Here is a 14,359-nt window from a genome sequence, read left to right on the forward strand (position 1 = left end):
CGGCGCCGGCGGCCGGGCGGCGCACCCGGCGGCGCGTCGCCTCCCCGCCCGGCGGGGGCCCCGAACGGGCGCGGGGCCACCGCCGGGGGGTCCCCGCCCCCCGCCCCCGCCCCTCCCCCTCGTCCTCCCTCGTGCCCTCCCTCGGGCGGCGACGCGAGCCGTGTCAGCACTGACCCGCGCCGCCGGTCTCTGTGCCTGCCGCTCAGCACTCGCCGCTGTGTGCCCGCCGGTCAGTGCGCGCCGCTCTGCGCGCGCCGGTCACGGACGCGGGTGGGCCGGGTGGGCTGGCCCGGTGCGGGGGCGGCGGCTGCCCCCGCACCGGGGTCGGTGGGTCCTGTCAGTCCATCCTCAGGTGATCGCGGGTGAGCGGCGTCAGGCCGCGCTCCGGTAGGCGACCGGGTCGGGCACCCCGGCCTCGGCGAATCCCTTGAGCCGCAGTCGGCAGGTGTCGCAGCGCCCGCAGGCCCGGCCGTGAGGGTCGGGGTCGTGGCAACTGGAGGTCAGGGAGTAGTCCACGCCCAGTTCCAGGCCGCGCTTGACGATCTCGCCCTTGGTCAGGCGCACCAGCGGTGAGCGCAGCCGCAGCCGTCGGCCCTCGACCCCGGCGCGGGTGGCGAGGTTGGCCATGGTCTCGAACGCCTCCAGGTACTCTGGGCGGCAGTCGGGGGAGCCGCTGTGGTCGACCGTGTTGACGCCGGTGAAGACGTCGTATGCGCCGACGGTCTCGGCGTAGGCCAGCGCGAGGGACAGGAACACCGTGTTGCGCGCGGGGATGTGGGGCACCGGGGTCCCCGCCGTCGCCTCGGAGGTGCCGTTTCTGGGCACGGGGGTGTCCTCGGTGAGCGCGGAGCCGCCGAACACCCGCAGGTCGATGTCGGCGATCACGTGGCGGGCGACGCCCCGGTGCGCGGCCACCCGCTTGGCGGCCTCCAGTTCGGCGCTGTGGCCTCGGCCGTGGCGGAAGCTCAGCGCGTGGGTCTCGAAGCCCTCGTGCTGGGCGATGGCCAGGGCCGTCGCGGAGTCCAGGCCGCCGCTGAGGAGGACGATCGCGCGTGGTTTCATCGTGCCTGCTTTCGGGTGGACGGGACGGGCGGCTCGGGCGGGGAGGGGCGGGACGGGCTGCTCGGTCGGCTCGCGCGGTCAGGCGGACCAGGTGACGGGTAACCGCAGCGGGGCGCGCAGCTCGGAGTCGTCCCAGGCCAGGGTGTGGGCGGGCACGGCCAGCCGAGCCCCGGGCAGGCGCTCGGCGAGCACGGCCAGGCCGATGCGCAGTTCCATGCGGGCCAGGTGGGCGCCGAGGCAGTGGTGGGGGCCGCGCCCGAAGGCGAGGTGGGGGTTGGGGCGGCGGCGGGGCAGGAGGTCGTCGGGGTCGGCGAACACGGCGCGGTCGCGGTTGGCCGAGGCGAGCACCGGTATCACGGCCTCGCCGCGCGCGATGCGCCGGTCGCCCAGCTCGATGTCCTCGGTGGCCACCAGCAGTACGGACGTGTTCATGAGCGGTACGTGGCGCAGCAGCTCCTCGACGGCGGTGTCGAGGGTGTGCGGGGAGGCGCAGACCTCGGCCAGGCCGTGGGGGCGCTGGAGCAGGGCGGCCAAGGCGCCGCCGAGGTGCTGGGCCACGGTGTGGTAGCCCGCCACCAGCAGGCTCTGGATCACCAGCGTGCGGTCGGCGCGGTCGAGGGTGCCCTCGGCGGCCAGCACCGCCGGGAGGGGTGGGGTGAGGCCGGAGCCGGTGCCGCGCGGTGTCCGGTCGGCGAGAAGGGCGGCGTAGTCCTCCAGTTCCGCCACCGACGCCAGGTACGCCTCGCGCGGGGCGGCGGCGGGGTCGAGCACGGTGCGCACGTGGGGGCCGAACCGCGCCTCCTCTGCGGGGTCCGCGCCCAGCAGGGCGCACAGCACGCGCAGAGGGAACGGGGCGGCGAACCCGGCGCGCAGGTCGGCGGGCGGCCCCTGGCGCACGAGGTCGTCAACGCACTCCTCGGCCAGGGCGCGGATGCGGTCGGACTGGGGCTCCAGGCGGCGCGCCGAGAAGAAGGGGGAGATCGCGCTGCGGATGCGGGTGTGTTCGGCCTCGGGGAGTTCGGCGAGGGTGGGCCGGGGCGGGCGCGCGGGCGGCGGGCCGGGCGGCCAGGTGCCCGCGCGGGGGCGCACCAGGCGGGGGTCGGTCAGCGCGGCGCGGACCTCGGCGTGGCGGGTGACCAGCCAGGCTCCCTCGCCCCGGGGGATCGCGGCCCGGCACACGGGGTCGTGTGCGCGCAGGTGGGCGTAGGCGCACGGGGCGCCGGGGGAGCCGGGCTCGGCCTGGGGGATCGGCCGCGCGGCGGCCTCGGGGGTCACCGGAGGGACCCTTCGCGGGCCGGGGTCTGCTCGGGGGCGTGGGGTGGTGACATCGTCGTCACGGGGGGTCCTTTCTTGGGCGCGGGGGAGGCACTTCTTCTGTTCGTCAGGGGGGCATGGCCGGTTGCATGGTGGTCTCCCTGGGGTGAGTTCTTCACATGACGGCGTGTCGCTGATTGCGGTCGCCTTACGCACTCGGTCTCATTGTTCCCTTCCGTTCCGGGAGCGGAAACAGTGAAAACGAATCTCGCGGCAAACGTCAGCTAATTCGGGTTTGCTGGAGAGCGGTGAGTGGGGTGGGGTTTGGTGCGTCCGTTTCCCGGTTGCGCCGTAACGGGGGATTCCCTGGTGGGCGGGGGTTCGGGGTGCGGGGTTCGGAACGCACAAAAAGAGCCCGACCGGTGTTTCCGGTCGGGCTTGGGGAGAAGCGGTTTCGGGCCTTAACGCAGGTGGCTACAGTTCGTCGTCCTTGACCGCCTGGAGGAAGGCGTCCCACTCGGTGGCGGGGAAGGGGAGTGCACCGAGGTGGCGGTGCTGAGTGTCGCGGACGAGGGTGAGGGACCCTTCGGCGACTTCGACGCAGTTGGGCTCGTTGTTGCCGCTGTAGCTGCTCTTGTGCCAACTCATTGGAATTCGTCCCTCAACTTTCTGATGCAGGTAACCGACTCGGACGGTGGCAGGGCTTCCGCTTGGTAATCCCCGAATCGACTCGCGAATTCGTTGACTTCCGTCGGCAGGGCCTTGACCACGTATCCGCCCTCGTAAGAGGCGTGCACTATCTGCCTTCCATCGGTCAACGTCATGATTCGGAAGGACCCGGTGCTGACAGGGCGCCAGGGCGCATGCATGGGCAAGACCATGAGCAGGACCCTCCCGGTCTCGGCCAGGGCAAGCAAGTGGTCGAGTTGGGACGGCATCACCTCATGTGTGCCGCACACGCGACGGAGTACCACCTCGTCGACCACAGCACGCACCATAGCGCCTGGCCTCAGTTGCGCCAACCGTCCGACGCGGTCGGCCACCGCCCGCTCGGGGTCGTCAACGACGGCGCCCAGTCGTGTGAAGATCCACCGAGCGTACGACTCGCACTGGAGGAGTCCTGGAATCAGCAGTGGCTGCCACTCCCTGATTTCCGTGGCCTCGCGCTCGACCGCTAGGAAGTCTCGCCACTCGGGCGGCCCTTCCACTGTTCCCCGAGTTTCGCGCCATAGTTGGTAGAGCACACCTCCGGTGGACAGAGCCTCATCGAGTATGGTTGCTGAGTTCCGGGTGGGCTTTCGTGTCGCTTTTTCGTACTTACTGATGGCTTGTCGGCTGATTTTGGTTTGCCTGGCGAGTTGCGCCTGGGTCATACCAGACATATCGCGCAGTCGTCGTAGTTCACCGGCCCATCGAAGCCATTGCTTGTGTACCTGTTCTGCCATGACTCCATAGTGCTCCTTCCGAATACCAGGATCCCGACGTTCTCCAGAAGGTTCCAAGAATGTAGCCCTTATGGCAGGTCGCCGAGGGTGCGTGCATGCTGGGTTCCAGGCCAGCGAAGGAGCCCGGCATGATCCTCTGCACGCTCTCCGTCCGTGGTACGCATGCGCACCTCGAACTCCTGAGAGCCCACACGATCGACTACGACCACACTCTGCCTGCGGAAACGCGGTACTCGGCCGCGCGCCTGCGCGATCCCGCTCACCGGATCCAGCGTGTAGACGCCGATGCGTTGTTCGCGTGGCTGGTATCCGAGGGCGTCACGGAGGAATGGGCGCGCCGGGCCGTGCTGTCCGTCCGCGAGAGTCGATTGGGTTATGTCCGATGAACGATCCAAATCCACCGCAACAGTCCAAATGGGACTGTCGCCTCTGCGAGACCGTCAACGACCCCGGAAAGGAGATCTGCGGGTACTGCGGAAACCCGGTAAGCGCCAACGAGACGCTGCCGCCGCTCCCGCGTAAAAGAGTCCTCCGCCGAACCACCCCGAGGGTCCGACCCTACGCGCGGCGGCTAGCTCCCAGCCCGCCGAACCTCCCGCGCGTTCTGGACACGCCCGAAAACTCCCCTCCTACGGTGCCAGCTAAAGGAGGGTTGAGGGAGGGGTCTGCCGGATTCTCCATCCGGCCCCCTCGCACGGGCGGCGACCACGCCTTCTCCCGCGTGGCCGCCGCCCTGGACGGGGTCTGTGCGTACCCCGTCCGGTGGAGCATGCCAGCGCTCCACCTCTAAAGGAAAGGGGCGGCGGCCCCCCATCCACACAAAACCCGCCGCCCCTTTCCCATTATCCATATCAACCGCCGCTCGTGGGGGGATGATGATTCATTCGCCCTCCGCCTTCTAAGGAATTGGCATGCCCGAGCGCTACCGCAGCATTGTCGATGTCCATGTGATCCTGTTTCGCCATGGAAAGATCCTGCTGCTGGAGCGTCAGGGCACGGGCTACTGCGACGGGATGCCGCACCTGCCCTCAGGGCATCTCGAAGAGGGCGAACCGGCGGACCGCGCCGCCGTGCGCGAAGTGCGCGAGGAGACCGGGGTGGAGGTCCACCCCGGTCTGCTGCGTCTGGTCGCCACGGTGCACCACCGCCAGGGGGCCGACCTCGCCCGGCTGGGGCTGTTCTTCCTCGCCGAGGAGTGGTCGGGCGAACCGGTCAACGCCGAGCCGCACAAGTGCGGCAAGCTGCTGTGGGCCGACCCCGACCTGCTGCCCAGCACGACCATCCCCTACCCGGCCGCCGGAATCAGGGCCTGGCGCACCGGCCGAGCCTTCACCGCCCACGCCTGGCCCGATTCCTGACCGCCCCGGCCCCGCCGCCGGTCTACGCTGACCGCGCGATCCCGTGCTTGCGTATGTGCAGGAGGCGGGTGCCGACCATCAGGGGGCAGAACACCCCGGGCAGAAAGCCCTGCGCGATCTCCAGGCCGACGTCCTCTGTGAAGACGAGCCAGGCGGCCAGCAGCGGAAAGAGCGCACTCGTCGCTACCAGGGCGTATCCGACTCCGGCTATGGCTCGTCTCTTGGTATGGCTCGCCTCGGCAGGGGGCGGACGCCGATGCAGGTGCAGGCTGATTCCGTAGTACACCGCCAGCGACAAGCCTCCGACCACGCACGCCGCGAACGATGCCACGACCCCGGGCGAATGGCCGACGCTGTTCCCGTAATAGGCGAGGGCTGCGGTTGCCAGAGCCGCCCCGAGTCCGAAAAGGGCGGCAAGGGCCCGTAGCGGCTGTAAAGAGTCCACTTCATTCCTTATTCCGTTGGCGGCGGGCCGGTGGCGGACGCGCAGAGCGACAGGCCAGGCGTCGTCACTCGATCGGGAAGTACCAGGCGGTGACCACCGACCCCGCGAAGGCCAGGCTCGCGGCCGACGCCATCAGCAGGGCCCACAGCCAGCGCAGGCGGCGGCGGGCGAACGGCCCCGGGGCGACCAGGCCGACCGCCAGGAAAATCCAGGTGAGGAAGCTCAGGCCGAACAGGCGCAGGTCGTGGCCCATCGCGCAGAAGTCGTCCGCGCAGGCGTTCCACCAGGCGTTGGAGCGGGTCGCCCAGCCGTTGAACAGCCACCAGCCCACTCCGCCCGACGCGGCCACCAGCACGGCCGCCGCCATGTCGAGGACCGCCGCCCACGGGATGGGGCCGGGCGGGCGGCGCCGGGGGTGGCCCAGGGGGGTGCCGTCCTCGATCGGGTAGACCTCGGCGGTGCGCAGCGGGTCGGCGCCGGGCTCGGGGGCCTCGTCGGGGAGGACCAGCCGCCACCCCGGAAGAGGGCCGTCGTCGCGGGCGAGGAAACCCCCCGCCGCCTCCGGGCCGAAGATCCGATCCGTCGCGTGCACGCCGAGGGACCGCAGCCGCTCCCCGGCGGCCCGGTCCGCCGCCTCGTCCGCCTCCAGCCGCGCCACCCACGCGGCCACGGCCCCCCGGAGGCGGCCCGCCTGCTCCGCCCCCATCCGGACGTCGACGTAGAGGGCCACGTCGGCGTGGCCGTCCCCGGCGGGAACCCGGTAACCGGTGGGGAACGCGTCGCAGACGACCCCGTTGCGCAGCGCCTGCTCGTACACGTTGCGCCGCACCCGCCGGTGCGCCCGGCGGCCGACCAGCGCCAGCACCGGCGCCCCCGCGGCGCAGACCCCGGCCGCACCCCACGCGACCGCCCCCACCACCTCCGAAGGCAGCACCAGCGGGTCCGGCGAACTCAGCGCGACGGCCGCCATCACCACCGCTGCGACGGTCAGGAGCAGCGCGAAGACGAGGTGCACGCGGACGATGACGACATGCCGCAGGAAGCCCTCATACCGGGCGATGTCCGGAGGCGCGGGCCGGTCCTCGGGCGGACGCGGCGGCGTGCGCGACTCCGCCCACGCGGTCGCGGGCGCCGCCGGCCAGGTGTCGGTCCCCTCCATGCAGGCCATTGTGCGGGGCGCGGGTCGCGTTGCGGTCGCGCGGCGGGGTGGTTCTGCTGCCCGCCCCGGCCGCGCCGCTCCCGCCCTCCCGGCCGGCACCGCCCGTGAGCGGCCGGTCCGCGCCGGGGCACGCAGGCCGAAAGATCTTGGAAATCCGTACCGGGGAGCGATGAGTTCCGGGCAGCGGACCGGTCTACCCGTCGACGGCTCCGCGAGCGCGGCGCCGCGTCCGAACGAGGGAGCGCGTGATGCCGAAGATCAAGACCCACCTGTGGTACGACCAGCAGGCCGAGGAGGCCGCGAACTTCTACACCTCGGTCTTCGATGACGCGCGGGTCACCGACGTCATCACCTACGACAACGCCGGACCCGACGGCCAGACCGTCAAGATCGTCACCTTCGAGATGCTGGGCCACGAGTACATCGCGCTGGACGGCGGCCCGGAGTTCAAGTTCAACGAGTCGTTCTCCCTCTACGTCGAGTGCGACTCGGCCGAGGAGGTCGACCACTACTGGAACAAGCTCATGGAGGGCGGCGGCGAGGAGTCCTACTGCGGGTGGCTCAAGGACCGCTTCGGAATGTCCTGGCAGGTCGTGCCGCGCGTTCTGGACGAACTCCTCCAGGACCCCGACCCCGCCAAGGCCGACCGGGTCATGCAGGCCATGCTCAAGATGCGCAAGATCGAGGTGCAGGACCTGCTCGACGCCGCCAACGCGGCCTGACCGCCCCGGCGCACCCGGCCCGGCGCACCCGGCCCGACGCACCAGCCCGTACGCGCCCGCCCTTGTCCCCGGGCCGCGACCGCCCGCCCGGGGGCGGGGACAAGGGCGGGCGCGGGCGGCGCCGCGATGGGATAATGCCGGTCCCACCGGCACCCTCCCGCTGCGAGCGCCATGGCCCCCTCACTCCAGGACATCATCCGCCAACGCCAAAGCGCCGCCTTCTACGGGCGCGAGGCGCCCCGCGCGGACTTCCGCGCCAACCTCGCCCGCCCGCCCGAGGATCCGCAGCGCCGGTTCGTCTACGTCGTCCACGGCAGCGCGGGCGTGGGCAAGTCGCTGCTGCTGCGGGAGTTCGAGGGCATCGCCCGCGACCACGGCGCCCTCACCGCGCGGCTGGACGAGGACGCCACCACCGACGTCCCCGACGCCCTGAACGCCATCGCGGCGGAGCTGGCCGAGCAGGGCGTGCCCGTCCGGGAGTTCACCCGCCGCCACACCGACTACCAGCGCGCCCGCTCCGACCTCCTCGCGGCGGGCGACGCGCCTGCGGACATCGCCACCTCCCTCACCCACGGCCTGGTGCAGACGGGCGCCATCGGCGCCGGGCTGATCGCCCCCGACCTCGCCGGGGCGCTCCACGACCCCGCCGCCACGGCGCCGGTGGCCACGGCGGTCAACGACGTCCGCGCCTGGATCGCCCGCCGGATCAAGGAGCCGCGCACGCTGCGGCTGCTCACCGACCCCGTGGGCGAGCTGACCGGCGCGCTCACCGTCGAACTGGCGGCGGGCGCGCGCGGCCGGGCGTTCGCCCTGTTCGTGGACACCTTCGAGAACGCCGCCCCGCCGGTGCGCGCCTGGCTGCTCACCCTCCTGAGCGGCGACGACTACGGCGCCCTGCCCGCCGACACCGTGGTCGCCGTCGCCGGGCAGCACCGGCCCGACCCCAACACGTGGTCGCCGCTGTGGCCGGTGACCGCCGACATCGCCCTGGAGCCCTTCACCCGGCAGGAGGCGGCCGGGCTGCTGGCCCGCCACAGCGTCACCAACCCGGCGGTGGTGGAGTCGATCTGGGCGGCCACCCAAGGGCTGCCCGTGCTGGTGGACGCGCTGGCGCGGGCCGCGCCCGCAGGCCCCGAGGCGGTCGCCGACCTCAGCGGCGACGCCGTCGAGCGGTTTCTGCGGCAGGTCACCGACCCCCTCCTGCGCCGGGTCGCCGAGGCGGCGGCGCTGCCCCGCGAGCTGAACCGCGACGTGCTGGAGGCCGTGCTGCCCGAGGAGGAGCGCGCCCGCTCCGCTGAGCTGTACGCGTGGCTGCGCACCCTCCCCTTCGTCCGCGACCAGGCGGGCGGCGCCCACTACCACCAGGTGGTGCGCACCCTGCTGGTGCGGCTGGCCCGCACCACCTCGCCCAGCGCGTTCGCCGCGCGCCAGACCGCGCTGGCCGACCACCGGGCCGCCGCCGGCGAGGGCGACCTGCCGCTGGAGGAGGTCTACCACCGGCTGTGCGCCGACCCCGCCGGGGAGCTGCCGCGCGCCCTGGCCCACGCGCTGTCGGCCGTGCACCAGGGCACGGCGGCGGCGCACCGCTGGGCGGTCATGCTGCACGACGCCGGGCGCGACGGCGCCGACGAGCGCGTCGGCGCGTGGGGCGCGCGGCTGTCGGCGGCGCTGGCGGGCGAGCGGCCGGTGCTGGCCTACCTCACCGAGTTGATCACGGGCGCCGACCTGCCGCCCGCCACGCTCGCCCGCGCGCTGGCCGGGCGGTGGCGCGAGCACTTCCTGGAGCAGGGCGAGACCGAGGCGGCGCTGGCCGACATCACCCGCGCCGTCGAACTGGACCCCGGGTTCGTGCGGGCGGTCGCCACCCGGGGGCTCACCCGCAAGGTGCGCGGCGACCTCGCCGGAGCCCTGGCCGACTACGACCGCGCGCTGGAATTGGACCCCGACTACGGGTGGGCGCTGGGGCAGCGCGGGCAGGTCCGCGCCCTGCTCGGCGACCGCGCGGGCGCGCTGGCCGACTTGGATCGGGCGCTGGCGCTGGACCCGGGGTGGGTGTGGGCGCTGGGCGAGCGCGGACTGGTGCGCGCCGGGGACGGCGACCACGCGGGGGCGCTGGCCGACCTGGGCCGCGCGATCGAGCTGAGCCCCGACCACGCGTGGGCGCTGCTGGAGCGCGGCCGGGTGCACTGCGCGCGGGGCGACTACGGCGCGGCGCTGGCCGACCTCACCCGGGCCGTGGAGCTGGACGGCGGCAGCGCGGCGGCGCTGGACGCGCGTGGGCAGGTCCACCGCAGGCGCGGCGACTACGCGGCGGCGCTGGCCGACTTCGACCGCGCCGCCGCCCTCGACCCCGCGTTCGCCCCCGCCCGCGCCCACCGGGGGCTGACGCGGTACTTCCAGGGCGACGCCGCCGGAGCCGTCGCCGACCTGGAGGCGGCCGTGGCCCTGGCGCCCGAGGACGCCGCCGCCCGCCGCGACCTGGGCGCGGCACTGGTCGCGGCGGGCGACGTCGACCGGGCGGTGCGGGTACTGCTGGACACCGGGGACGGTGACGGGACCCGGGGAAGCGCGGGCGGGGACGGGAGCGGGGGCGGATCCGGGAGCGGATCCGGGAGCGGAAACGCGGGCCGACCGGCGGAGCGCGACCCGTGGATCCTCCTGCTGAGGGGCCTGGCCGGCCTGCGGGCGGGCCGGGGCGAGACCGCCGTCCGCGACCTGCGCGCGGCGGTGGTCGCGGGCGCCCACACCCGGCGGCACGCCCCGCACGAGGAGGACGGCTACCTCGCCCCGGCCGCCGCCCTGGCCGCCCTGGGCAAGCCGGACCGGGCACTGTCCCTGGTCCGCGAGATGCTGCGCACCCCGCCCCCGCCGTCAGCCGTCGCCGAGTGCCTGACCGACCTGTCCACCGCGAGCCGCCTCGCCCCCGAGCCCACCCCGCCCCTGCCCGAGATCACCCGCCTGCTGGCAAGCCACCTGAAGCGCGACGACGGTACCAAGGCTCCGTATCCGCCCTAGGGCACGACAGGCCGCCCCCGTGGGGAAGTGGTGGGGGCGGGGGAAACGGGAACGACCCTCGGGGCAGCGGAGGTACGGGAGACGGGAGAAGGGAGTCCCATGAGTGAGGAGCGGGCGGAGAACGCGGGCAGGGGAGCGGCCGGGGGGCGGGAGCATCCGGTGGTGCCTGCCGAGGAGGCGCCGGAGGGGGTGGCGGCGCTGGCCGCCGACCAGCCCGACGGCGGCACCGGCGCACCGCCGCCCGCCGAGGGTGCTCCCGGCGGCCCGGCTTTCGCCGGTGCGGGCGGCAGCGGCACCGACCAGTTGCACACCGTGCAGGAGGGCCCGGTGCTGACCGTGACGTTCAACCGGCCCGCGCAGCGCAACGCCATGACCTGGGCGATGTACGACGGCCTGGTCGCGGCGTGCGAGCGCGTCGACGGCGACGACTCGGTGCGCGCCATGGTCCTCACCGGCGCCGGGGACGCCGCGTTCGTCGCGGGCACCGACATCGCCCAGTTCGCCGACTTCGCTGACGGCGCCGACGGCGTGGCCTATGAGGAGCGGCTGAGCGGGATCATCGGCAGGCTGGCCGAGGTGCGGGTGCCCACGGTCGCCGCCGTGCGCGGCTACTGCGTGGGCGGCGGGCTGGCCATCGCCGCCGCCTGCGACCTGCGCGTGGCCACCCCCTCGGCGCGGTTCGGCGTGCCGATCGCCCGCACCCTGGGCAACTGCCTGTCGATGGGCACGCACGCGCTGCTGGTCAGCCACTTCGGCGCGGCCCGCACCCTGGACCTGCTGCTGACCGCCCGCCTCCTCGACGCCGAGGAGGCGCGCGCCGCCGGGTTCGTCACCCGCCTGGTCGCCGAGGACGCCCTGGAGGCCGAGGTCGCCGACCTCACCGGCCGCCTGGCCGCCCACGCCCCGCTGAGCATGTGGGCGGCCAAGGAGTCCGTGCGCCGCCTGCGGGCGGCCGACCTCCCCGACGACCGCGACATCGTGGAACGCGTCTACGGCAGCGCGGACTTCCGCAACGCCGTGCGCTCGTTCGCGGCCAAGACCACCGCCACCTGGGAGGGGCGCTGAACCACCGGTACCAGGAGCCCGAGCGGTCCGAGGAGGCTGAGGGGAGATCGTGACGGAGGTGAACGCGGAGGCGAAGGCCGAACCGGAGCCGCATCCGGCGGCGGGGGCCGCCGAGATCGCCGCGCGGGTGCGGGGCGGGGCGAGCAGCGCCGTCGCCGAGGTCCGGGCGGCGCTGCGTGCCGTCGCGCGCGGCGACACCGGGCTCAACGCCTTCGCGGAGGTGTGGCCGCGCGCCGCGCAGGAGCGGGCGGCCCACGTGGACGCGGCGCTGGCGCGCGGCGCGGACCTGCCCCTGGCCGGGGTCCCGATCGGCGTGAAGGCGTGGGAGGGCACCGCGTCCCTCCAGGCGCGGCGGCTGGTGGCGGCGGGCGCGGTGCCGGTGGGCGCCACCTCGGTGCCCGGTCCGGGCACCCCGTGGCGCACCTGGGGGACCACCGACCGGGGGCGCACCGCCAACCCGTGGCGGGCCGACGCCACCCCCGGCGGCTCCTCGGCCGGGTCGGGCGCGGCGGTGGGCGCGGGCCTGGTGCCGCTGGCCACCGCCGGTGACGGCGCGGGATCCACGCGGATCCCCGCCGCCTGGTGCGGGGCGGTGGGCTACAAGCCGACCACCGGCCTGCTGCCCGCCCGCGACCCGGCGGGCCTGGCCGTCGGCGGCCCCATCGCCCGCACGGTGGCCGACGTGCGGCTGTACGCGCGGGTGGTTCTGGGCGCGGCGACGGACGGCCCCGGAGCGGCCGGTGCCCGGACGGGGGCGGGCACCGTGCGGCCGGGGCGGCTGCGCGTGGTGTGGTCTTCCGACCTGGGGTTCGCCGAGGTCGATCCGGAGATCGAGCACGTCGCGCACACCGCCCTGCTGGCGTGGGCGCGCGGCTCGTCCGCCCGGCCCGTCCCCGTTAACCCCGCTGACGCGTCCGCCCGCCCGGGGACCTCCGCGCCGGACGGACGGGACCGCGAGGGTGCGCAGGCGGCTGCGGCGGGTGGCGGTGCCGGTGGGCGGGGCGGCCGATGGGGCGTGGTCGACGTGGTGGCGGCCGGGCTGGACTGCGTGGACCCCGCGGGGGAGTGGTTCGCCCGGCGGGAGGCCCCCGGCCGGGCCGGCGCCGCCGAGGGCGACCCGGATCGGGGCGCCGGATCGGTCGCGGGACACAACCGCGCCCGCCTCGACGCCCTGTTCTCCGGCGCCGACCTGCTCGCCACCCCCACCACGCCGAACCGGCCGCACGGCCACGACGGCCCCGGCGAGGTGATGTCGGTGGCCCTCACCTGGCTGTTCAACATCACCGGCCACCCGGCCATCAGCCTGCCCGCCGGTTTCACCGCCGACGGCCTGCCCGTGGGCCTGCACCTGGTGGCCCCCCACCACCGCGACGGCCTGCTGCTGCGCGCCGCCGCCGACTACCAGGCCGTCTGCCCCTGGCCGCCGACGCCGTGGCCGTCGACGTCCTGACCGGCGTCGCCCCAGCCGATCCAGCCGTCCCAGACACCGGCGTAGCCGGGCACGTTCATCTCCCAGACGTCCTCGACGACCAGTTCGCGCAGTTCGGCGCGCTGGTGCCCGGTGGGCCGGGCCAGCGCGTCGGCGGCGGCGAGCAGCTCGGACTCCCGAGCCGGGGGATCGCTCACCGGCGCCTCGACCACCGCGTAGTCGCCGTCGAACCGGGTGATCAGTTCGACGCCGGTGCCGACGCGGCGCAGGACGTGCCCGTCGCGCTCCACGCAGGCGCTCTCCAACCCCTCCAATCCGCACGGGTCGTCGTAGCCGCCGTAGTCCGGATCCCCGTAGCCGCTGACCTCCAAGCGGCGGGCGGGGTCGGTGCCGCTGCGGTACACCGTGGTCAGCGCGTCCGGCGACGCGTGCGCGGCGACCGGCGTCCACCCCTCCCGGTCCAGCACCACGGCATGCCCGATCACGGCGGCGACGTCGGCGCGGGCCTCGGCGCGCAGCCCGGCGGCGTACTGGGCCGCGCCCGTGCCGGCCAGCGCAATCAGCAGCGCCGCGCTCGCCGCCGCCACCCCGCGCGCCCAGGCCGTGCGCCGCGCCAGCCGCACCACCAGGACGGCCACCCCCGCGCACATCGGCGGGAACCCGAGCCAGGCCAGCGGCCACGGCGCCGTCGCCCACGAGGCGAAGACCACGGCGGAGGTGCCCGCCAGCGGCAGCGCGGTGATGGCGGTCGCCCAGGGCCGGGGGACCGCCGCCCGCCGCAGCAGCGCGCCGAGCACCGCGACCGGCGGTACCGTCGCGACCAGGACGAGCACGGCGGCCAGCGCCACCTCGTCCCGGCCGTAGGCGTAGGGCCGGTAGGAGAGGAAGGTCCACCCCGTCTGCGGCACGGCCAGCACGATCGGCCACAGGGCGCCCGCGACCCCGGCGGCGATCCGTCCGCTCGGGCGGCCCGGCCTGTTCGCCGCCGGATCCCCGCCGTGCTCCCGCTGCGGCATGTGTGCTCCCGCCTGTCGTGCCCTGCCGTGTGCTGGCCCGCTGTCCCGCTGTCTTGCTGTCTCGTCCTGTTCGGCCGCTCCGGCGGCCTCACGTGCGGCGCCTCCGCGCTCCCCGTCGGCCGCGAAGGCGGGCCGGGGCGGGGGCTGCGAGGGGTCGAGGGTAGGACGCGCGCCCCCGCGATCCGGTTCTGTCCCCCTTCGTCCGCACCCGTCCCCGCCGCCCGGGTGGCCCCGGCCCGCCGTGCAGCCCCCGGGCGCGGCAGCCCCGGCGGCGCCGGGGATCCGGTGCGCCCCCCGCGATGTGCGCAGTTGCCGCACAGGCCCGATAATGGGCCGAAGTTCAAGTCGCGCGGCGCAAGGGAAAGGTAGGCGTATGGTGCGGGGGCCCC

13 protein-coding genes are annotated in these 14,359 nt (G+C 74.6%); 6 read left to right on the plus strand and 7 right to left on the minus strand.

Annotated features, from left to right (window positions below):
• Positions 1–372: 372 nt before the first annotated feature.
• The 4 genes from queC to LG943_RS23895 form a co-directional block, all read right to left on the minus strand.
• Positions 373–1,062, minus strand: coding sequence for a 7-cyano-7-deazaguanine synthase QueC (gene queC / locus LG943_RS23880; RefSeq protein ID WP_270074608.1), 690 nt, complete (start codon positions 1,060–1,062; stop codon positions 373–375).
• Between the two features lie 78 nt (positions 1,063–1,140).
• On the minus strand, positions 1,141–2,337 hold the full coding sequence (locus LG943_RS23885) for a cytochrome P450 (protein ID WP_270074609.1): 1,197 nt from the start codon (positions 2,335–2,337) through the stop codon (positions 1,141–1,143).
• Positions 2,338–2,790: 453 nt separating this feature from the next.
• Positions 2,791–2,964: a DUF397 domain-containing protein gene (locus LG943_RS23890; RefSeq protein ID WP_270074610.1), complete on the minus strand. Its 174-nt coding sequence runs from the start codon at positions 2,962–2,964 to the stop codon at positions 2,791–2,793.
• Entirely contained in the window at positions 2,961–3,761 is an 801-nt protein-coding gene (locus LG943_RS23895; protein WP_270074611.1) for a helix-turn-helix domain-containing protein, read from the minus strand. The genes LG943_RS23890 and LG943_RS23895 overlap by 4 nt, the downstream gene beginning before the upstream one ends.
• A gap of 128 nt (positions 3,762–3,889) precedes the next feature.
• Between LG943_RS23895 and LG943_RS23900 the strand changes: the two genes are divergently transcribed.
• Positions 3,890–4,147: a hypothetical protein gene (locus LG943_RS23900; protein ID WP_270074612.1), complete on the plus strand. Its 258-nt coding sequence runs from the start codon at positions 3,890–3,892 to the stop codon at positions 4,145–4,147.
• A 525-nt stretch (positions 4,148–4,672) separates the two neighbouring features.
• The gene (locus LG943_RS23905; protein ID WP_270074613.1) at positions 4,673–5,119 is read left to right on the plus strand and encodes an NUDIX hydrolase; all 447 of its coding nucleotides are present in this window, start codon (positions 4,673–4,675) and stop codon (positions 5,117–5,119) included.
• A 22-nt stretch (positions 5,120–5,141) separates the two neighbouring features.
• Here LG943_RS23905 and LG943_RS23910 read toward each other — a convergent pair whose 3' ends face one another.
• Positions 5,142–5,564: a hypothetical protein gene (locus LG943_RS23910; protein WP_270074614.1), complete on the minus strand. Its 423-nt coding sequence runs from the start codon at positions 5,562–5,564 to the stop codon at positions 5,142–5,144.
• A gap of 64 nt (positions 5,565–5,628) precedes the next feature.
• Positions 5,629–6,723: a hypothetical protein gene (locus LG943_RS23915; protein WP_270074615.1), complete on the minus strand. Its 1,095-nt coding sequence runs from the start codon at positions 6,721–6,723 to the stop codon at positions 5,629–5,631.
• 248 nt (positions 6,724–6,971) lie between these two features.
• On the opposite strand from LG943_RS23915, the gene LG943_RS23920 reads away from it, so the two are divergent.
• The 4 genes from LG943_RS23920 to LG943_RS23935 all read left to right on the plus strand — a co-directional run bounded on the left by LG943_RS23920 (position 6,972) and on the right by LG943_RS23935 (position 12,975).
• Positions 6,972–7,445: a VOC family protein gene (locus LG943_RS23920; RefSeq protein WP_270074616.1), complete on the plus strand. Its 474-nt coding sequence runs from the start codon at positions 6,972–6,974 to the stop codon at positions 7,443–7,445.
• Positions 7,446–7,616: 171 nt separating this feature from the next.
• Positions 7,617–10,460 carry a tetratricopeptide repeat protein gene (locus tag LG943_RS23925; protein ID WP_270074617.1) on the plus strand — a complete coding sequence of 948 codons (2,844 nt, stop codon included), beginning with the start codon at positions 7,617–7,619 and terminating at the stop codon, positions 10,458–10,460.
• 99 nt (positions 10,461–10,559) lie between these two features.
• Entirely contained in the window at positions 10,560–11,525 is a 966-nt protein-coding gene (locus LG943_RS23930) for an enoyl-CoA hydratase (RefSeq protein WP_270074618.1), read from the plus strand.
• A 49-nt stretch (positions 11,526–11,574) separates the two neighbouring features.
• Positions 11,575–12,975 carry an amidase gene (locus LG943_RS23935; RefSeq protein WP_408648643.1) on the plus strand — a complete coding sequence of 467 codons (1,401 nt, stop codon included), beginning with the start codon at positions 11,575–11,577 and terminating at the stop codon, positions 12,973–12,975.
• Here LG943_RS23935 and LG943_RS23940 read toward each other — a convergent pair.
• A complete protein-coding gene (locus LG943_RS23940; protein WP_270074619.1) occupies positions 12,924–13,970 on the minus strand; it encodes a hypothetical protein in 1,047 nt (348 codons plus the stop codon). The two genes, LG943_RS23935 and LG943_RS23940, sit on opposite strands and share 52 nt — an antisense overlap.
• Between the last annotated feature and the right edge of the window lie 389 nt (positions 13,971–14,359).

The organism is Streptomonospora mangrovi, from assembly GCF_027604915.1.
GTDB lineage: Bacteria > Actinomycetota > Actinomycetes > Streptosporangiales > Streptosporangiaceae > Streptomonospora > Streptomonospora mangrovi.